At 44.9% G+C, this 21,715-nt stretch carries 14 protein-coding genes; 10 read left to right on the top strand and 4 right to left on the bottom strand.

Annotated elements, in window-relative coordinates; genetic code table 11:
• Positions 1-403: 403 nt before the first annotated feature.
• Entirely contained in the window at positions 404-3,523 is a 3,120-nt protein-coding gene (locus OOF89_RS18190) for a hypothetical protein (protein WP_266081641.1), read from the bottom strand.
• 289 nt (positions 3,524-3,812) lie between these two features.
• On the opposite strand from OOF89_RS18190, the gene OOF89_RS18185 reads away from it, so the two are divergent.
• From OOF89_RS18185 to OOF89_RS18155, 7 genes are all read left to right on the top strand, one after another.
• On the top strand, positions 3,813-5,129 hold the full coding sequence (locus OOF89_RS18185) for a PQQ-binding-like beta-propeller repeat protein (protein ID WP_266081639.1): 1,317 nt from the start codon (positions 3,813-3,815) through the stop codon (positions 5,127-5,129).
• A 615-nt stretch (positions 5,130-5,744) separates the two neighbouring features.
• Positions 5,745-7,181, top strand: a complete 1,437-nt coding sequence (locus OOF89_RS18180; protein WP_266081637.1) for an O-antigen ligase family protein — start codon at positions 5,745-5,747, stop codon at positions 7,179-7,181.
• 304 nt (positions 7,182-7,485) lie between these two features.
• On the top strand, positions 7,486-8,310 hold the full coding sequence (locus OOF89_RS18175) for an undecaprenyl-diphosphate phosphatase (protein WP_266081635.1): 825 nt from the start codon (positions 7,486-7,488) through the stop codon (positions 8,308-8,310).
• Positions 8,311-9,060: 750 nt separating this feature from the next.
• Positions 9,061-10,491: a sugar transferase gene (locus OOF89_RS18170; protein WP_266081633.1), complete on the top strand. Its 1,431-nt coding sequence runs from the start codon at positions 9,061-9,063 to the stop codon at positions 10,489-10,491.
• Positions 10,492-10,562: 71 nt separating this feature from the next.
• Positions 10,563-11,549, top strand: a complete 987-nt coding sequence (locus OOF89_RS18165) for a GDP-mannose 4,6-dehydratase (RefSeq protein WP_266081631.1) — start codon at positions 10,563-10,565, stop codon at positions 11,547-11,549.
• Positions 11,550-11,610: 61 nt separating this feature from the next.
• The gene (locus OOF89_RS18160; RefSeq protein WP_266081629.1) at positions 11,611-12,441 is read left to right on the top strand and encodes a glycosyltransferase; all 831 of its coding nucleotides are present in this window, start codon (positions 11,611-11,613) and stop codon (positions 12,439-12,441) included.
• Between the two features lie 235 nt (positions 12,442-12,676).
• Positions 12,677-14,119 carry a lipopolysaccharide biosynthesis protein gene (locus tag OOF89_RS18155; protein WP_266081627.1) on the top strand — a complete coding sequence of 481 codons (1,443 nt, stop codon included), beginning with the start codon at positions 12,677-12,679 and terminating at the stop codon, positions 14,117-14,119.
• Between the two features lie 60 nt (positions 14,120-14,179).
• Here the strand turns inward: OOF89_RS18155 and OOF89_RS18150 are convergent, their stop codons facing one another.
• The 3 genes from OOF89_RS18150 to OOF89_RS18140 form a co-directional block, all read right to left on the bottom strand.
• A complete protein-coding gene (locus OOF89_RS18150) occupies positions 14,180-15,409 on the bottom strand; it encodes an O-antigen ligase family protein (RefSeq protein ID WP_266081804.1) in 1,230 nt (409 codons plus the stop codon).
• A gap of 254 nt (positions 15,410-15,663) precedes the next feature.
• The gene (locus OOF89_RS18145; RefSeq protein WP_266081625.1) at positions 15,664-16,890 is read right to left on the bottom strand and encodes a glycosyltransferase family 4 protein; all 1,227 of its coding nucleotides are present in this window, start codon (positions 16,888-16,890) and stop codon (positions 15,664-15,666) included.
• 256 nt (positions 16,891-17,146) lie between these two features.
• On the bottom strand, positions 17,147-17,749 hold the full coding sequence (locus OOF89_RS18140) for an alkaline phosphatase family protein (RefSeq protein ID WP_266081623.1): 603 nt from the start codon (positions 17,747-17,749) through the stop codon (positions 17,147-17,149).
• A gap of 424 nt (positions 17,750-18,173) precedes the next feature.
• Here OOF89_RS18140 and OOF89_RS18135 point away from each other — a divergent pair, with 424 nt between their 5' ends.
• The 3 genes from OOF89_RS18135 to OOF89_RS18130 all read left to right on the top strand — a co-directional run bounded on the left by OOF89_RS18135 (position 18,174) and on the right by OOF89_RS18130 (position 21,557).
• Complete coding sequence (locus OOF89_RS18135) at positions 18,174-19,265, top strand: glycosyltransferase family 4 protein (protein ID WP_266081621.1); 1,092 nt, start codon at positions 18,174-18,176, stop codon at positions 19,263-19,265.
• Positions 19,266-19,597: 332 nt separating this feature from the next.
• Positions 19,598-20,683 carry a glucosamine inositolphosphorylceramide transferase family protein gene (locus tag OOF89_RS24795; protein WP_456071294.1) on the top strand — a complete coding sequence of 362 codons (1,086 nt, stop codon included), beginning with the start codon at positions 19,598-19,600 and terminating at the stop codon, positions 20,681-20,683.
• A 16-nt stretch (positions 20,684-20,699) separates the two neighbouring features.
• Positions 20,700-21,557: a hypothetical protein gene (locus tag OOF89_RS18130; RefSeq protein ID WP_266081620.1), complete on the top strand. Its 858-nt coding sequence runs from the start codon at positions 20,700-20,702 to the stop codon at positions 21,555-21,557.
• Positions 21,558-21,715: the final 158 nt, after the last annotated feature.

Here is a 21,715-nt window from a genome sequence, read left to right as displayed (position 1 = left end):
ATCGAGTCGACCCCTCAAATCATGGCAAAGATCAACAGTTCGCTGTAAGTACTTTCTGAGGTGAATTGCCACGGCCCATCTTTGCTCGATCGTGTCTTTCGTTTCTTCTCGTTGGTCAATAGTTCTACTCTCGACCATAGGTCATTTATTGTCACCCTTATTGATTGTTATGAGGTGTCTGAAGGATAATTGGACCCGTTACTCAGAAATAAAGGCGTTGTTAACAACTCGCTTCCTGCTTGCATTTTCAAAAATGAAATTTTCAAATATTGACAATCCTGAGTCTTATTTGATTGTGAATCTGGACTCTGTGGTGTAGTTCGTACCCGTGGCAAGGCCCCCTATACAGACAATATTATATAGTGGAGTTGAGAAAGGATGCAGTCGAATATTTTTAAATCTATTAAGCGTTTTCGAAAACAGCGTATCCAACTGACTCTGAATCATGGTATATCTCTGGCTCTTTACTTTTCTCTTCCTCAACTTTGACCTCGACACCGGATCCAGAAAGATTTCGATAGCGCAAATTGGCTGTATTGATTCCACTAAATGTCTGCATGCCTGCGATGAACGCTGGTGATTCATACTCTTGTTCGAACGAGATGTACACCCATTCACTGCCAATCGATCGTCCTGTGCGCTGAACTTCGAATGGTCTGCCGTTTATTTTGCCTGTGGTTTGTTGCAATGCGATGTAGCCAATTGATTCATTGTTTGGGTGGCCACTTTGTGCCTCTTCTTCTTGCACCCGTATATCGAAGGATTCGCTTGAGACATTTCGCATCCGTGTAACAATCGGGTCGGCACCATTGTATGTCTGTGCCTGAGCGAATACAACTGGTGTCTCGGATTCGAAAACATTATTTAACGGAATTGTCCTAAATTCATCATTTACCGGTACTTCCCCCCCTTTGGTTCGATAGCGCGTGCCATCGTCAAGTCGCATTTCCCCTTCGACCTGCCCCATTGAGAGTATATGGAATGTTTCGCTGATATGCGATCCATCAAGATATCGCCATTCCTCAATTTTATATTCAAGACTGCCTTCGGATACATTTCGCATGCGAATATGAGATGGATGATTACCACTGTACGAGAGTGGTTTTGCGATTGCAACGCCATCAGGTTGGACAACTGAATTTGCACGCTGCCACTGACTTCGGGCTCGCTGGTTGTTGCTCGAAATGGTGGATACGAGCAAAGGATCACCAAAAACAGCATAGCCAACCTCTTCTTTGATATGAGCTGTTTCAGAATCCTTACTCTGTAGCTCTTCAACCTTTATCTCGACACTAGTACTCGTAAGATTTCGATAACGGATATTTGCGGTATCTAGCCCGTTGAATGTTTGCAATCCAGCAACAAATTTGGGATTCGTATATCGTTGTTCAAATTCAATCTGGGTCCAGCTATCAGAGACTATTTCTGCAGTTCGGTGCACTTCGAATGGCTTTCCGTTGAGATAGCCAGTTCCTGGCTGTAGTGCTATATAGCCAATAGTTTCGATACGATGGCTTTCGCTCCCCGCCTCATGGACCTTGGCGTTAAATGAATTTGGTGAAACTTCAGATACACGCGTTACAACCGGCTCCGACCCTTCGAAGCTCTGTACCTGTGCCAGCACAACGGGTCGTATCGAATCGAAGAAGTCCCCTAATGGGCTTGTCTCAAACTCATCATCTGTCGAGATAGTTCCCGCTTTTACCCGATATGGATACCCGTTGCCTAACTGCAGTTTATACTCACCGGGGGATACAGCGAGTGTGTTGAATGTTTCAGTAATATGTGTACCATCAAGATACTCCCATTCCTCGATTTTATACTCGAACCCACCAGTCAACGTATTCCGGAGTCGAACATGGGCCGGATGGCCACCGTTGGACGAGAGAGGCTTTCCAATGACTACACCGGTTGAATTGTCATTCGTTTCAACCTGATGCCATTCGTCTACCGATGACTGTTTGCTGGTTAGTGTATTCGTTGTAAGTACACTCCCAGGAGTAAAGGATGCCCCGTCAACACTCCACGTTGCAGATCCACTAGCACTAGTCGAGACGATACCGCCAGTCACATAGAATGCATGGACTCCGCCTGGTGGAACTGATCCAGTCGCTTGTTCTGAATTAGGTGGTCGCACTGGTGAATTATTCTCTCCCCAATCCATTGCGACAGTTGCCCCATTGTCACCTGCAGGGAGAGCAGCTGTACCTGCTGTAATTTGATAGGATGAATCAACATTGTTGCCGGTGTTGTCGATACGGATTAACTGTGCTGATTGGAGTGGGACTTCTCCAAGTGGTGGTGCTTTAGGAAGTGGCGGGCGTGTATCAGGGTGTGTTGGATCCCCATCGGTAGTCATTTCGTTTTGAATATACGATGAATCCGTCTGTAGTCCATCTCCCCCGAGGATTCCTGAGACAGTACCCCATTCCGTCGGCTCTTGTCCGATTGAGATGGCATATTGGTAATCGTGATCGTTATGGACATGAACGTCTTCAAGTCCGAGATACTCCAGGCTCGCGGGTTCCCCATTACTCATTTGCCCCTCGAGTGTGTAGATTGCATCGTGGAACTTTTCGGAATTATAGCTAATCCGGACATTATGAACATCAAGGCGCTCACACGGTGCTGATGCTGTAATCGGTCCACCACAACTTGAGGACGGATAACGATGATAGAAATCACTGTCAGTGATTGTAATTGTCCCATTGTAACTATTGATTCCATCATCTGAATCTGCTGGATCGACAGCCTCGACGCTCACACCGCGCTGAAGCGATCCACCCGACCATGCCTGTATTGGATGAATATCATCTTTGATCGAAACACAATTACGCACTTCAGATTTACCTCCAAGTCTAATACCGACTTGTGTGTTTCGACAGAAACAATTATAAATTTTTAGCCGCCCCTCTGGTTTCTTTGCGTAAATTGTGTTTTCCCCCCACAATTCGAACCAACAGCGATTGAAAACGAGTTCTCCTTTTCCTGATTCGACGAGAATTGCTCGTCGATTGCTCGCTTCAGTCGGTTCACAGGACCCTTCGTGAAAATAACAGTCTTGGAGTAGTCCACGGGTCCCCTCTGCAGCAGATAGCCGGAAGTATGTTCGAGCGTCGGATGAATCACCTGATCCTACGTTGGAGTCTGTAGCTGCTCGAACTTTCCCACGCGTGACCAGACGCTTGAGTTCCCAGTCACCTGCTTCATTATTCATTCGAACAAAGGGTGGTATTTCTGTGTCCCGCATATCGAGTTCGAACCCATCGAGTACGAATCCACTCGAGTAGACATCGAACCAGCTAACATTATCACCTGATTGCCCAGGGATGAGTCGAGCTCCATTTGGTGCAATGAGATTGAGATTTTCGAGGCCAGAATAGACAATTAGCTCATTGAGTTTATATGTACCAGATGGGAATATGATGACAGTATTCTCATCAATAATCTCATGTAGGACGGAATCAATTGCTGTATTTCCGCTATTATCTGCACCTTCATTTACAATATTATAGGTTTGCATCTATGAATCCCTCCTGAAAATTGTAAAGTTATAGTAAATTTGTGATTCGGTAGAATAATGGTATTTAGTAAAGATATCGCTGTTACATACTCCTAAATTTCCAACTCTCATTTTTCGTTAGTAGCAACTATTATCATTAGTATATAACTTTTACCATATGAATGCAGTCACAAACCAGTAGATAAATATCATAGTACTATTTCTAGCAAACCAATTGATGAATCAAAACTGTCAATCGAATTGTCAGGATAATGGTCGAAGATCGTTTTTGAAGAAGGTCGGTGTCACCATGGGTGCAGTAAGTCTTGAATCCACGGCTGCAGCTGCACAAAAGGACAATAACAACATTCGAAAGGATATCAATTGGAATACAGCCCGAGCAAATGCACAACGGACTGGAACAATCAATACTAGCGGACCAACTCCCTATACAGCAACAAAATGGAAGAGAAACTTGGCAGGCAGTATGTTCTCGAAAGAACCTGTCGTCGCTGATGGGACAGTCTATCTTGCAGTTACGACAAATAGTGATCCCACGGAGGGTGGCGGATTTATTGGTGCATATGATATCGAAACTGGAAATCAACAATGGATACAATCAGATTACCCTTCACCAAAGACACCCACCGTTGGTGAATCTCTGATTTATTTTGCTACTAACGTTCCGGAAATAAGTAAAGAGAACAAAGGAGGTCTCTATGGTGTTGAACGAGAGAGTGGCGATACTGTTTGGAGTCGTAAAGACACACTCAAATGGACATCTCCAATAGTAGTGGGAAGCCGACTATATACCTCGAATAGTGACGGCGCATATGCGCTCAATCGAAAGAGTGGTGAGACCATTTGGCGGACAAAGGATATTGGTATGCTAACTGACGGTGGGGATGGAGCATTGAGTTATGCTAATGGGACTATATTCTTTAGTGACGGCACTGCGCTAAATGCTGCAGACGGATCTGTAAAGTGGCGAGTAACAGATAGCAACTCGGCATTTGCGAATCATACTATTGTGGATAATCGAGTGTATTATCTCCGAACTAAATATGTTGAAAATGACAATGACGTTGTTACGGTTGAATCACGATCGGTTAGGGATGGGACAGTTGATTGGAGTCATGAGATTGGTGGTAAAAACATTATAGATAGACGATTCGCAGTCGCTGATGGCCATGTGCTCTTTTTCGACTCCGAGAGGGAAACGATAACAGCCCTAAATGCAAAAACAGGATCACAGATCTGGACAAAAGAGCTGGTTGGCGACTATTTCAGTAATTTCACTATAGCAAACGGTATTATCTATATTGGCGGTCGATATATCGATCTCACAAACCCTGGTATAATCCAAGCAGCGATTCATGCGCTTGATTTGAAAACCGGGAATCGTGAATGGTCTCACCTATTAGATGCAAGTAACCTCACCACATCTCCTGAAGGAATGATTGGTGCTGGAACTCCTGTTGTTAGCGCTGGAAAAATATTTACTACAACCTATCCTGCAGGCTCAATCCTTGATCATCACTATATTCAGTACTCTAATTTCTTTGTCTTAGAAGCCTCAAATTCACTGCCTGATGGCGAACGGATAATCGCGTCTCAAAGCAAGTAATTGGTTATCTAATCTAGTTTATATACCTTTACGAAACCATGACAGGAAAAATTCATCTCATAGGTGAGGGCCTATTCACCGAGCACTTTCCCACAAGTTAATAAAATGTGAGAATGAAATAAAAATTTGTTTTTACTGACATACACGACCACAATTGTGTATTAACTCGATCGCAGATTACCCATATACACTATTAAAAATGATTCTACTTGTGTATGACTTATATTAGAAGATTAGCGGCATCTCCTCAAATTCACGGAATGATTTTTCGATACTGAGTCGAAGTGTGTGTGTGTGCGTGCACTAAGTGACTGTCTCGATTACCTGTTCTCAATGTTGGGCTGATCGAGAAGTAAGTATGACATTGACATCAAGTCCAATCATGCGCAACGTCTTAGCACTAGTCAAATACTATAAATCTGCCACAGATAGCGACTTCAAGTTTTTCGCGCCAAAAATTTGGAAACGGTTAACAAGGTATTATGTCTTGAATAGACGGTAGCAGTCCTCTCTGTCAACTAGACCATTTATTTACTGTTTGTGAAGTTAAGAATAGAATGAATTACTCTTTTTAACCCTTAGTGCAATGTCCACTCTAACTACCGAGGAAAAAGAATGAGTTTACAAGATCAACAAAAAACCTCTACTTCACTATCACTGAATCCATTAACCGGCGAATTCAGGCCGATTGCCCTTCTACAGATTCTTTTAATTCCCCTTCTATTTGTAGATATTCTCCTTCGCGCATCAAATTCTCCAGAACAGTACGGGTCGTTTCATCTTAACATGCTTTACCTTTACTTTGTCCCACTGTTACTGCTCATGCGTAGTTATTACAGTGAAAATCGGGACTTATGGTTGCACGTTGCACAAATATCGGCGTTAATACTACTTACATTTATATTCCTACGCCAGCGCAACAAATATATTCCAGCAGAGGGTCGAACGGTACACGTTGCCCTTATCTTTCTGTTATATGTACTCTATCCGCTCATCAGTCACAACTTCATGCAATTTCTTCGAAGTAGAGCAGTATATATTGGATCATATGTAACCATCCTTGGTGTATTTTTCTACCACGTCAATGAGATGAGCGCCGGGTCAACAAGAGCATCCTTCGTCGTCTATATGGGGTTGATTTTTGGATTGAACTTGTTTTTTATTCCACGATATGTATCACGTGATGTCTTCCTTTGGGGGATATCTTCTTTGTCCTCATTTATCGTTGTGCTCGGACTTCCGGCCTATCTAATAGGTGAATTCAACCTATCTTGGCTCCAAATCTCGCTATATCAGGGTACATTCGCTTTGCCGATATTTGGAACGGAGGTTCACTTCTTCCAATCAATTTTCACAAACCCAAATACTGTCGGTGGACTTACCTTCGCAGGTGCGTTCGGCGCTCTCGCACTAATTGGTGAAAATATTCGGCGGAAGAGATTGTCCTCAATCCCGATCGCAGGAGCAATGCTCATAGTAAGTACGCTAGGTTTGTTCTTATCTTACTCTCGAGCTTCCTGGCTCGCTTTTGGTATTGCTTCAACGTTGTATCTGGCATATCTTATACTTGGTCGGCGAAGTGTCCCATATACTGCTATCGCAGTTGGAGTATTAACAGTGTTATTCCTCGGGGGTATTCTCTTTTCAGTGATTCCGATCAGTGCAAATGGTCGTTTCGAACTCTGGAAAGGTGGTATCCGGGCAATACTACGCGCACCCTCTTCGTTCGGTTATGGGGTTGTCAATACCCATGAATTAATTGCTCCATTCGTGACTGATCCAGCATATCGTGGTTACTCTCCACACAACTCATATGTAGAGATATTCCTCAACACCGGTATAGTCGGTGGAGTGGCCTACCTGATATTAATGGGAGGAAGTATCCTTGAGGGAATTATTCGGAGAAAAACCGTCGATGTCCCAATATTCGCATTTGCGTTTGGGTTTGCGGTACACCAAGCCTTTGAGGTCTATACTATGTTTAACGTCGCAGTCAGTGCAATACTCGCCACGTTGGTTGTCGGGTACCTCATCTGCGGATATCAAAAGTAAGCACAGCCAATTGGGCGCTATATTTAGCCTCTCAGGCACATTGGGATTTATGATACTTCTGTAACTGTACAAAATATGAAGTTGGTCTCTAATGAATAACTACAAAGCAGATGAAGTTCATTTGTATGTTTTATACATTATCTAAACACAATCCATGAATAGAATTTTTATTGTGCCATTTCTTAAGGTGACTATCGAACAAAACAGTTGACGAAAAACGAGCAAATAGAATAAGACTAAATCTCATATTTACACCTATGTCGAAACCGAATTAGCTTTCTTTCTCGGGCAGAATGCACCTTTCATGTCCAACAATTCCCTCCTCGTCGCAATTATTGCTGGAGTCTTGCAGGGAATCTTTGAATGGCTTCCGATATCTAGTGAAGGGAATATTACATTATTTCTCCGAGCGATGGGAAGCCAACCGGAAGCCGCACTACGTTTTTCACTTTTCTTACATGCTGGGACTGCAATTGCTGCAGCGGTCTATTATCGAGGGGAATTGGAAGGAGTTTTCAAATCGATTCCGGAATGGCGTCCTGACTCGGCGTTCCAAAACCGTCAAGCTGAGCTCTCTTTTCTTGCTGTCGCCACTGTCGCGTCTGGAGTCGTCGGATTACTTGCGTACAAAACGCTTGATGCTGTTGTGTCTGAATTAGCTGGTGGTGGATTTGTAGCACTTATTGGTCTCTTATTGATTGGAACGGGAATCCTCCTTCGCACTGCAAATCAATTCCAATTAGGGAATCGTGAGTCACCCACCTTGATAGATGCGCTCTTAGTCGGTAGCATGCAAGGGCTAGCTATTCTCCCAGGGGTTTCTCGATCTGGAACAACTGCAGGAACTCTTCTGTTTCGGGGGTATAATGGTTCTGACGCGTTTCGTCTTTCATTTCTACTTAGTATACCGGCGGCTGCGGGTGCTGGGGTTTTGGTCGTTCTTGAAACGGGTGGCCTGCCTTCCGTCACACCTAAAGCAGCGGTTGCCGCACTTGCGACAAGTGCCGTTATAGGATATTTAACAATTGACATATTGCTGCGGATCGTAGAACGCGTTTCCTTCTGGGCGGTGTGTATCGGAATTGGAACGATGGCTTTACTTGGTGGTGCCTTCATTCTCTTCATATAACTTACCAATCTCTATTCATAATATATAATAATAAATTATAAATAGATAAATATGAAGCCATTACTCCTGACAAGATTTAAAAACCAATAAAAGTATACCCGATTCCAAAGGTTGCGAGGAGAACACCCGCAGCAATCATCATTTCATCTATGGTCATTGGTAGTATTCCTCGTGATTTATCTATACGACGACTTCTTATATATTTATGGTATGTAAATTAATTAGTATATATACTGTTAAGAGACATATTTTAGATATTGATAGCCACCACCCAATTTTCAGTAAATCATCTTACAACTATGAGAGAAATGGATCTTACATTATTTATATGGATAAGTATAGGGAGTAAATTAAAATGAACCAGAGAGCAGCGGAAGCAAGAATACCAATCAAATACCCTTTCCAAAAGATGCTTAATTTATCCATTATGCTTGATCTGAAATTAGTATTCATCTATCCATGACCCCGGCAACAGTTAGAATTTGTACATGGCCGAACGAGCGCGATCATACGAAAATAATAATTGTATTCTATCACTATTGTATTGATGTGCCTATTAATTCATAATTGAGTGTTACGATTGGTTAGTGCACATATAATTACGAGCATACATACCATACCTTGTAAAACTATCCTCTTTTGGAGAAGTTCATTATTTTCGTATCGATGCCAGTCACTACTACCTAAAGATTCATTATGTATTTTAGCAAGCGTAGGATTTATGCCCTCGCACAGCACCTAAATAAAATAATGCCCTCTGGATTCCGTTATCGCTTTGCAAGTATTTCTGGGACGATATTACTCGTTGTACTTTCGGTTGCGATTGCGAATTACTCACCTGTTCAGCTATTCGTCACCACCTCAATACCGGTGGTCGATCAGCTTCCTATGACGGTAATGTCTGATACCCAGGTTGCAGTGGCAGGTCTTGTTTCTATTTTCCTTATTACAGGGTGTTTATTCCCTATGTACAAACCACGCCCCCGTCGGATTCTGGATACTATGTTTATCACAGAAAAGCAGCTTATAATCGCCATGCTTGGGCTTGCAACAATTGGCTATTTTGATTATTCGTACCGTCTTCCACGTTCGACATTAATTATTGTAATGTCATTACTTGCGATTAGTCTCCCTCTCCTGTTCGTTGTTATCCGCAGACGCCCAAGGACAAAGAACAAACGAGCAATTGTAATTGGAGACGATATACGACATATAAAAGACGTACTTGAAGTAATTAACACACCCGTATTAGGGTACGTCTCGCCACCAAGTGGCTATGAAATTAAAAACTGGGAGCGAAAGCAAATCGTCTCCGACGGTGGCACCGAACAACCATTGGCAGGTGTCGAACGGCTTGGAGGACTCTCTCGATTGGAAAATATTCTGATCGAAAACAGTATTGATGTCGTTATCTTAGCATTCTCAACTACAGATCGAGCTGAGTTTTTCGGTGCATTAGATACGTGTTATAAACATGGTGTAACTGCGAAAGCACCCAACCGCCAGATTGATAGCGTACTCACCAAGGCTAAGGCAACTGAGGATGACGAACTTGTCGAAATTGCTCTCGAGCCATGGGATTGGCAGGATTATTTGTTCAAGCGCACATTCGATATTCTATTTGCTTCAACTAGTCTCATCATACTCGCACCACTTCTTGGCATTATTGCGCTAGCAATCAAGCTCGACAGTTCAGGCCCAGTATTCTATAGTCAGGCAAGGACTGCAGAGTTCGGTGGGACGTTTCAGGTATATAAGTTCCGGACAATGCTACCGGACAGCGAGTCCGCAGAACCAGAAGAAGACGAGACTAATGACCGAATAACTCGCGTTGGGCGGGTTCTTCGAAAAACACATTTAGATGAGATTCCACAACTCTGGACGATTCTTACTGGTGGGATGAGTGTTGTCGGTCCACGTGCAATTTGGACAGAGGAAGAACAACAGCTAGAAGCAAAAATCGACAAGTGGCGAAAGCGATGGTTTGTGAAACCTGGTCTAACAGGGCTAGCACAAGTTCATGGCGCTAAAAGTACAGACCCAAAGACAAAGCTCCGATATGATTTAGAATATATTAGAAGACAATCTTTTTGGTTTGATATAAAAATCGTCGCTCGACAAGTTTGGTACGTAGTGACTGACACATGTTCCATGATTTTCAATATTGAAAATAAAAATTGAGCTTAATGTGTGTGACGGTTGAATATCCAATACCCTTCCCTTTTTAATCTGTCAACAACAGTGATTCCATAATGCAAATAGTAGTCACTGGTGCTGCAGGATTTATCGGTGGTCATTTAGCGGAACAGTTCGTCAAAAATGGGCACGATGTCGTTGCTCTCGACAATTTTGATGAATATTATGATATCGGGATTAAAAAATATAACGTCGAGTCTGCCCGTGATGCAGCAGCCGAATCTACCGGTGATTACAAACTCGTAAAGGGGGATGTCAGAGATGAATCCCTTGTTAACTCGCTCGTAAAGGATGCGGACTTTGTTTTTCATCAAGCAGCTCAAGCTGGTGTACGAACAAGCGTTGATGATCCGCAAAAACCCAACAGTATCAATGTCGACGGAACACTAAATGTGCTCGATGCAGCGCGTGATTCAAGAACGGACCGAGTCATTCTTGCTAGTTCATCATCGGTTTATGGGAAGCCACAGTACCTTCCCTACGACGAAAACCATCCGACAACCCCAGTGAGCCCTTACGGTGTTTCAAAGCTGGCAGGAGAGCAATATGCACGAGTGTATAATGAGGTGTACGGCCTCTCAACCGTATCGCTTCGATATTTCACAGTGTATGGGCCTCGAATGCGACCGAATATGGCCATCAGCAATTTCGTCTCACGGTGTATGCATGGTGATTCACCGATTATCTACGGTGAAGGTGATCAGACGCGCGATTTCACATATATTGACGACATTGTTGAAGCGAATCGCTCGCTTCTTCAAACTGATGCAGCGGACGGTGAAATACTGAATATTGGTAGTACCGATAATATATCAATTCTTGAATTAGCATCGGTTATACGAGACGAAATAGCTCCTAACCTTGATCTCGAATATGCCGATCGACACGAAGCCGATGCCGATCATACTCATGCAGATATTTCAAAGGCATCGGATCTTCTTGGATACGAGCCAACAACGTCGATTCGTGATGGCATCGTTGATTTCATCACATGGTATCGCGACAACCGCGAATGGTACGGCCCTCTCGCGCGAAATTCGTAGAAAGAACACAGTCTGAAATTATATCAGTAATTCTTTTAACATGCCCTACAGACCACGGATAGTGACCGAAGAATCCATTTCCGTACTCATGTCTGTATATCGGGGGGAGAAAGCCGACCACGTCAATGCCGCTATCGAAAGTATTGTTGAACAATCTGTTTCTCCAGATGAAATCGTTGTGGTGAAGGATGGTCCACTGACCGCCGATTTAGACCGCATTCTCTTAGAATGGCGCTCGGAACATCCTTCGTTATTTAAATTCGTTGAGTTGGAAAAAAATCAAGGACTGGGGGTGGCACTCCGAGAGGGTATCCAACAGTGCTCTTATGACCTCATTGCACGTATGGACTCCGACGATATCGCTCACCCAGATCGACTGAAAACTCAACTCGATTTTTTAAAGACGAATCCGGAAGCTGATGTCGTAGGGGGATATGTCGCAGAATTTGAAGGCAGTGTATCGAATGTAAAACGGGTTCGGACAGTCCCATCAGATCCGCACAAACTTGCGAAGTGGGCACGGTTTCGGTGCCCGATGAACCATCCGACAGTCATGTATCGCCGGGAAGCGGTGCTTGATTCAGGGAATTACCGCGGATTACGTTCAATGCAGGATTATGACCTCTGGGGGCGAATGCTCCTTTGTGAGAAGGTACTTTGTAACATTCCAGAAGTGTTGGTATACGCGAGAGCAGGTGAGGATCTGTACCGTCGCAGGGGTGGATTAGAATACGTACAGATTGAATACCAACTTCAACGTGATTTTCTTGATTGGGGATTCGTCTCTATTCCAGTCTTCGCTGCAAACGTTGCGTCTCGAACGGCTGTTCGATTTATGCCAAATCAGATTCGTGAATGGATATATTCTAAGTTCCTGCGATCAGATGAATGATTTCTACATATTTGAGTATTCTTATCAAAGAGATATTTTCTATTCAATCTCACTTGCTGAGGCCAACCTTCATTTGAGATCAAAATGGGGATAGGCCACGTTTCTGATTTCTAACCCAGAGGTTTGTAGGTATACCACCTTGAAAAGCCAATTTGACAACCAAGGCGTTAGTGAATTCCCTTTCCTTTCGTTAGAACAGTACAATAATGTACCCAGCAGCACTAGCTCGAGTTGAATGAATCTCAGGCGGATTTTTTCGGATGCACTCGTCTCATCTTCACGGATTTTGGCGGCACTGTTGCGTGCTATTGTCGTCATACCGATTTTTACCAATGTGCTGGGTGCCGATGGATATGGTATTTGGGCAGCGTTGATGGTCACCATTGAACTGTTTGCCTCTACCGGTGGCCTTCATCTTCACGGAGCTCTCATTCGCTTCGCGCCCGATAACGGTCTCTCGGAAACATTCTCAGATATACTCTCATTGGGAACGATTGCCGCTATCGGTAGCGGGAGCCTTTTCTGGATGATAGCAATGGCTCTGCCACTTAGCAATCTACTTGGCGGCGAGGTTCAGTCAGCAAACATTGCTGCTGTCGGTGGATTACTCATTGCAACTCGAATTCTCTCGGATATTGTTATCAATTACCCTCGGGCAGACAATCAGGTGAAACTGTATGAACTGCTCTATATCAGCCGCACAACGATCGAAATAGCAGCGATCGTAATTGCGGTCCTAGTAACACCTACCGTTCTCGCTGCCGCAATCGCACTTGCTTCGGTCTGGTTCGCCAGTTTACTACTAATACCAGTATTTGGCCGTCATGCCGTAACTCGTCCGTCGGTAGCCCGGTTTGGTGAGTACCTCCGCTACGGAGTTCCGATGGCTCCCAGTGAGATTTCGGGGACGTTGTTGACACATGCTGACAAATATATCATTCTCTGGATGTTGTCACCCGCCGCTACAGGAATCTATACTGTCGCATACAATATTGTTCGGTTTTTTCCTCAAGTGGGCGGAGTATTCAACTCTACACTTTACCCGAACATCTCCGCTGCATGGGAAAATGACAAAGTCAATGCCATTCAGGACTTTTATTCAATTTTCTTTCGGGGTTATGCGATTTTGATGATCCCTGCGGCAGTCGGGATAAGTCTGCTTGCAGAGCCAGCACTTCAATTCCTATCTACGCCGGAGATTGCAGCAAAGGGCAAAGACTTGATTCCAATTCTGGTTGTTGGATTATTGATCCAGGGGGTAGAATATCCAGTCAGTTATATATTCACTTCTGCAAAGCGGACCGAAGTAATTGCCAAACTTACTTTTCTTTCAGTTCTTGTAAACCTAATCTTGAACATTCTTCTTATCCCATCTATTGGACTCAAAGGAGCAGCAACGGCAACCCTCACTGCACAGGTGATAAAGACAGCTCTTCTAATCTACTACTCTCGTCGATTTGTTCCCCTTTCACTACCGATTCACGATATTGGTCGGGCAACCTTCTCAACTGCTATAATGGCAGCTGTTCTCTCGCTTGTACCTACTACTGGCTTATCGTCACTCACACACCTCATCGTGCATGCCGGTCTTGGAGCAAGCGTATATTTAGTCATACTTACAATTATTGGCGGCATTCGTCATCGAGATATTGAAAGTATACGACATTTAATTCAATGAATTTTTTGTAAGCTGATTTTAGATATGATTACAATTTGGGCAGGTGTATCGTGATAACTCTCAATCTGTTATATGTTGCCGCGAAAGTAGCCATTCAGAAACACTCAAATTCCAAGTCGAAACTCCCTGATTACCACTTCGATCCGCAACCAACCATGTGAAGAGGTACCAATAAAGTGGCACCCAAATGAGATCATTAACGAGCCCGATAACGCACCACGTGACTAAAATCGCTGTCCATGAATTATATACCGAATTCCCGTTTCTCTGGTCGATATAAAACAGGATTGCTAATAGTGAGAATAAAAATATTATTCCGATGATGCCTAATTCGTACAATACAAGAAGATACGTATTGTCGGGAGCGACCTGATAGCCGATGAGGGGTTCGATCGCGGTGTTGAACGTGTTGGCTCCGATTCCGACAACCATCGAATCCTGAAAGAGAGTCCATCCTGCGATCCACTGAACGCCACGACTTCCGAAGTCCCCGCTCAAAACAGCTGTCGGAATGGTTAGAAATCGATCAAGGACATCTCGAGATTCCATGAGAAAAACGATACCAGTGATTACTGTTGGGACGAGCACTTTCCAACTAGGAATAGACGTTGTACGTTCAGATATGAGTGACCATACTGGATAGGAGAAAACAAGGATAAGCCCAATCAAACCTTGCCGAGAGCCAGTCAGTATGACCGCTGCTGGGACAATGAGGAGTTGTAATTTCGTAAAAATACTGAAATACCCGGTGAAGTAGCGGCGTTGAATAAGCCGCCACGAAATCGGGATACTGAGGAGAAGAGGAAGTGCGATAACATTGGGATTTACTCCAAGTGCAGTGTATCTGCCGGGTCCATAGGCGATGCCGAGCACATAGTTCCGGAATATAAGTATTGAAAATATAAACGAGGTGGCCGAATACGACGACGCAGCAATATTCATCTGTGTCGCGGTACGATAAAGGTCCCATATCATTAATACGACAACAAGTATGACGAAGCTATTTGGGAGTATTGCTACTGTTTTACTCGTACTCGTTGTCCAGAGAATGCTGCTTAGATTCCAAAAGATGAGAAGAATAGCAGCCATATGATACATATTTGGAACACGAATAGATCTTCGCTGGGCTATACTCCCGATCCAGATCACCATGACGGTTACAAAAACGAGTTTTTCGATTCCAATTCCAGAGACTGCAATGTCTTGTCGAACTATGAATGCAAATGGCAGCAGTAGAGAAACTACAAACGCACAGTTGAATAGCGAACCGTAATTTTTAGCGTCTCCCACGGACAAATTTGTCATAATAGCACCTTTTTCATTAACTATTCAATTACTCGCTTATATCCTAAAGTTTTTGAATCTATTGTTCATCATCCTAACTACGGATTTTAATTGCAACAAAGAAACTAATATGAACAGTGAATAGTAGATGGAATTCGATAATGCGATCTTATAACTGATCACCACTGAACGTAAGCAAACAAATTATTCACCTTTTAGGTAGGGTCAATTTTCTCACGCGGTTTCAAAGTCTCTGCGGCTTATTCATCGATCACTATCTGTTCGTACATTTTTTCAATCCGGTTGACAACGGCTTCCCGGCGAAATTTCTGTGCTTCGCAAATAGCTGCAGCAGACATCTCCTTCAGTGTCCTACCACTGAATAATGATGATATCTCGTGAGCGAACGAATCGGGCCCCCCGTGGACAGCCACACCTCCATCACCTATTATTTCCTCAATACTCCCGTATGCAGACGAAACGATCGGCGTCCCAGTAGCCAGGGATTCTATGTATACTCGACCCAGTGGTTCCTCCCAGAGACTCGGATAAACAAAGAGATCGTGATTCGCATATATATTGGGGAGTTCTTCGTTTGACATGAACCCGCGGAACTCAACAATATCCTCGACACCCAGCTGCTGAGTTTGTTCGCGCATTCGTTTTTCGCTTGGGCCTTTCCCAACGATGGAAAGCGTAAACTGTGCGTCGGTTAGTTCTCGAAGCCGTGTGACTATTGGAATTAGCTCTTCAACCCCCTTCTTTTGTTTCAAAAATCCAACATAAAGGAGCCGATAGGGTTCCGTGAACTCGCTTCGGTGGTCAACAAGGAAATCTGAGTTGAGCGGGTGGGGAATCACCTGAATTTTGTCCTCGGGGAACTCGTGACGCACGTAGTTTTCTCGAACATGCCCGGAGGGCGCTCGAAACGCATCGAGGTGGTCCAAGTTACGCTTACCCTCCATTACCAGTTTGAGGTTTGCTAATCGGCTGGCAGTAAGACGGATGGGATTCTCATCCGTGTTATCACTCGTCTGCGCGATGCAAGATGTGCATTTAGCGAACGAGGCGCTCTTACACTGTTGCTCATCCAAATAATATAGGTCGTTTTTTGGGCAAACGCCACCGTATGCATTTAATGTCGCAACAGTCGATGCAGAGGTCCGCTTCCCAATAGCTTCAAGCCCGGGAATCAGAATTGTGAGATAACTGTGGACGATATCATACTTGTCGAATTCCGAAGCACGCTCCTTTAGCGTATGGTTCAGTTTTAAGTTATATTGATAATGGTGGAGGCGACCCTCAGCAGGTAGATATTTAAGTGTCATATTTTCCTCTGTTGTCGATACATTGTCTATTGGCTCCGTGCAGAAGACATGCACTTCATTACCCCGTTCGGCAAGTCCTTTCGCAACCTGTGTAGCGCTGTGGGTCGCACCAGTCCCTTCACTTCCTGGCCAACTAGGGTGAATGAACGCAATTTTCATTGTTTGGACAACCGTGTTGTTAGTTGGATACAGGCAATTAAAAGTCGAGGATCAAGACACATAATTTGCGGAATCATATCGGATGATGTTCGTCCACTAAACGTACTGCCGAGATATTTCAACCCACCGAACGGGAAATGAGAGACAATCGAACTGCGTTGAGGGTTTCTTAGATGACACATATTCAATCATTATTCGCATTAGTGGTAAAGCAACCGCATTGAACTACTTCATCCACATTCTGGTCATATAGATATTATACCTTGTATCCAAGTTGCCGCAGTCGCTCGTCTACCTCTTCTGTGTCCTGGTCGTCCAATTGGACCGAAGGTGACTCCGAAATGATTTCCTTTCGCTGTCCCTCATCAATAACGAGCCATGGTACAGTCACCAGTTCGTCGTGATAAAGCCCGCTAAAGTGACCATACGTTCGAACTGGCACAGGCCGCCCCCGCTCACCAAGCATTTCCCCGTGGTCTGCAGTAACAATCGTCCGACCTTCGAGGGAGGGTAGAAGGTCAGCAACCGAATCGAGCACGAGGTCGAGGTTTTCTTGATACGCTGTCCGTAGCAATTCGTCATTCACATCGCTTTGTTGGAGTGTCTCTCGAAGTCCGGGGGATACTTTAAACCGTTCGCGTCCAGTCGGCCCAATATAAGGCTGATGGGGCTGCAAATAATGGATGATGAGTCGCTTATTCGGATATTCTTCGGCCACACTCCGTGCTTTTTTCGTGACTACTTCAGGAAGGACCGTTCCACGCTCTTCATCGTGATGTTGGTCCTGTAGGTTGATGAATTTGTGGAGTTCACTGTGAAGCTCATCAAGTAGTTTGAGATACCAGACATTTGCAGACACGTAAACCGTATCATGAAGCGTCCTGCCTTTAAAATTCTCGCGGACGAATTCAGAGGTTGTGGCTCCGAGCGATCGACGACTTTCAAGCGATCCAGGGAGTGAAGACCGGGCGGCAAACGCATCATACCGGCAAGCATCTAAAATAATAAGGTTGTCCCAATCCTCATCGAAGATACTTTCAGCAGGATCGTTTCCAGACACACGGGAGTGAAAATGGCGATTTATTTCGACACCTGCACGTCCCGGATTCCGTAGTGCATTGATTATTTGTGAGATCGAATACATTAGAGGAACATTTAATTTCAGACAACGAAAAGACCAACGGTTGTCGATGGCTATCGCCTTCATTCCGTCATTAGTTGTCTCTACCGGTAATACAGAACAAACGCAACCTTTTCGTTATGGCTATGACTGCAATAAACCGATGGCCAAACCCACGCATCGGTTGACGTATCTCATCGATGGCCTCAATGTCGGTGGCGCACAGGTCGGAATGGCCCGACTATTACAGCAACTCGATCCCGAGCGATTCGATATTACGGTTGTTGGCCTCGAGGGCAAAGGGAATGGAGTTGTCTCGTTGCTTCCGGATCATGTTACAGTCATCGACCTGGAGATAGATCCGAAGTTTCGACTGGATGGTCTTACTCCCCTATGGAAGTTGCTCAGTAAGACCGACATTTTGGTCACATCGCTCTTTCATTCTCTCGTTATCGGCACCGTTCTCGGCAACCTACAGAGAGTTCCAGTCATCCTCGGCTGGCAAAATTCGGCGGGATACACGAGCACGCTAAGGAAAAAGATCTCCAGAAATGCTTTTAAGGGGTGTGATCAAATCCTCGCCGACTCCGAGGCAGTTGCATCAATGGTACGGACTGAGGGTGTCTCGAATTCGAATATCACCGTCGTTCCGATCGCAGGCGTCGATTTAGAGACATATATCTCAGTTACTGAACCAACACGCGATGATGGAGTGATTCGCGTGGGTTCGATTGGACAACTCATCCCTGCTAAGAATTACGACTGTCTAATAGATTGTGCAATGGAGTTAGATGATGGGATCGAATTTCATGTTGTCGGCGATGGTCCACAACGTGAGGACCTAGAAACACGTGTTTTGGAGCAAGTCCCTAGCCGTGTTACCTTTCATGGCGAAATCCCACCGGACGAAATCCCGTCGTTTCTTGCTGGACTCGACATTTACTTTCAACCGTCTCGCCGAGAAGGACTCTGCATCACGGTTATCGAAGCGATGGCATGCGGCCTTCCGATAGTGGGAAGCACGGCCGGGGGTATCTCTGAATCAGTTGAAGAAGGCCGAACCGGACTTCTGGCACCGGCGGATGCGAAAGACAAACATTGCCAGCACCTACGAATGCTCGCCGATAATGAAAATCTACGGAGTCAGTTCGGGCAAGCAGGACGAGAACGAGTCTCCTCTAACTATTCGGCCACAGCACTTGAAGCCGGGTTCCTCGATGCAGTCTCTCGTGCGATTGGGCAGTCCAATACATGAATTGATTACGGTGCTTCCATCATTAGCTTCGCCTCCGATAGTCAAATTCCGACAGCTCGACGCCGATTCAATATAGGCATGTAATATGAATTCCGATTGGAGTGGGCGATCGAAGGTGATTGAGAGTAATATCACGGCTTCACGCTCCGGTAATTGAACAGAAATAAGGACGAACGTGAGTTTAGGATCCATAGTACTGTTGCGTCTGTTTGGTCTTCAGGACGCAAGTCTGGAATCAAATAGAAACTACTATCATTTCTAGTCACTTTAATTCACTATACTAATACAAATGAGTCAATTATACATATGATTATATTGGAAGAAATGAGATTATGAGACGCTTGAAGTCTGAGCTCAAGAAACTACCGTACGTAGATCATTCTGCGTGGCGACTAGGGGAGTTCCTTCACTACGACCTACCTAAGTATTTTCGAGAACGACACCAAATCAATCAACAAGCGAGACCAATCGCGGCTGTCGAGTGTTTCCCTGGTCTATCCTCAAATACTACCTCTGTTGCTCGGAGCCCGTTTCGCCCGTCGTCTCCATGTGACGTTTCAAATCCTGTCCTAACTCGGACGGCCGTAACCGATTATGGCTCCGCTGATTTCGTCGCGGATCCATTTCTGTTCATCGAAGACGGTGAGTACCATCTCTTTTTCGAAATTTTCAATGATTCAAAAGTCCCGGACGCGGTTATCGGTCATGCGACAAGCCCCGACGCCGGACGGAGCTGGGAGTATGATCAAGTAGTGCTGAAAACTGACCACCACCTTTCGTTTCCCTTCGTTTTTAGTTGGAATGGAGAACACTACATGATTCCAGAAATGGAGTGTGATGTGGACGATCAGCGAGTTATCCTATACAAGGCTGACCCGTTCCCGACAGAGTGGTCGCCAGTATCGGATCTGATTCGGCCCTCACACGCGACCGACGATACGGTCGTGTTTCGCTGGAACGACCGTTGGTGGTTGCTCATTGGAGATGCTCATGATGGGGATCGGCTATATGCATATTTCACCGAGAGCGAAGATATCGAAAATGCTGACTGGACACCCCATCGCCGGAATCCGGTCGTTGACGGTCGAACAAGTGCATTTCGGCCTGGCGGGCGGCCGATCATTGATGATGAAGAGATATTATTCTTTTTCCAGGACTGTGAGCAATGGTACGGAGAACAGCTCCGTGCGTATAGGATCACGACCCTTACTCCAAATGAGTACGAAGATGAGGAGCATCCATCATCTCCGATATTAACTCCCTCCGATAGCCGATTTGGGTGGAACAGCGGTTGTATGCATCACATTGATCCATGGTTCGTAAACGGAAAGTGGATCTGTGCTGTCGACGGCAATATCGGATTAGGTCGAAACGTTTTGACAGCACGACACTGGTCAATAGGGGTTTTTACCCAATGAGAGTCCAAGCAAAAATATGACCTCTGAATCTCCCTTACAAATTTGCTTTCTCACGGGAACTACGCAGATTGCCGATTGGATGGTCGAGTCGCTACGGCAAGCAGCGCTAAAAGCGAATGTCGAAATACCACTTATTGTCCACGCAACTGAAGAGGAAGGTACAGTTCGTTCGGATACCACATCTCGATCAATAGACGAATGTGATCATTCCAATGTTAGTGGTCAAGTTGGAAAATACTGGGGTGTGGGAACGCAATACGTGAAAGACGCAATAAAACGGGATCCACAGACATACACCTCGCTGACTGATATCGAGTGGTTGGCATCGGCAGATCAAATCCAATGCAAACCGGAACCGGCGGAGAATCTTGGTGTCCTCATTCCTTCCGACGTTATCGAAACAATCGCGGACACATGTGATGTCGTTGTCCATTTTGAAGTCGGAATCCTTCAGGGAGATATCCTCACTCGGCCAAAACATGGTGTATTGAGCTACCACCATGGTGATATCCGTCAATATCGTGGAAGTCCTGCTGGGTTTTGGGAGTTCCTTCATGACTCTCCAAGAGGTGGTGTGACGCTACAGCGGCTAACACCAGAGCTAGATGCCGGCTACATCATAGAGTTTGAGTCGATTGACCTCAAAGATGCAAAAACATGGGCCGAGACTCGTCAACGACTGTTTAGTTCCTCACCGGAGGTTCTGGTGACTGGATTACGGAACATTCAGGATCCATCGTTTAATCCCACGTCGGTTCCAGAAGACCAATTGGGGACTCTTTATTCCATGTCTGAGATCACACCGCGCGTACAGGTAGCCTACTTACTAAAGGAGATCCGTGGCTTAGCAGGGAAACACGAATGGTTTAGATAACTTTGCGTCGACTTATAACAGTAGACTACATCAAGACCAAACCGGGTCAATCTGGCTCTATTTCGGGGGGTGTCCGTACTGACCGTTCAAAATTCAAAGATTAGGAAATGAGGTCCTACACCAGTTTTTCATCAACAGAATGGAATCCGAATCAGGTT

The sequence above is a fragment of the Haladaptatus caseinilyticus genome, from assembly GCF_026248685.1.
Taxonomy (GTDB): Archaea; Halobacteriota; Halobacteria; order Halobacteriales; family Haladaptataceae; genus Haladaptatus; species Haladaptatus caseinilyticus.
This window is presented reverse-complemented; position numbering and strand designations above follow the sequence as displayed.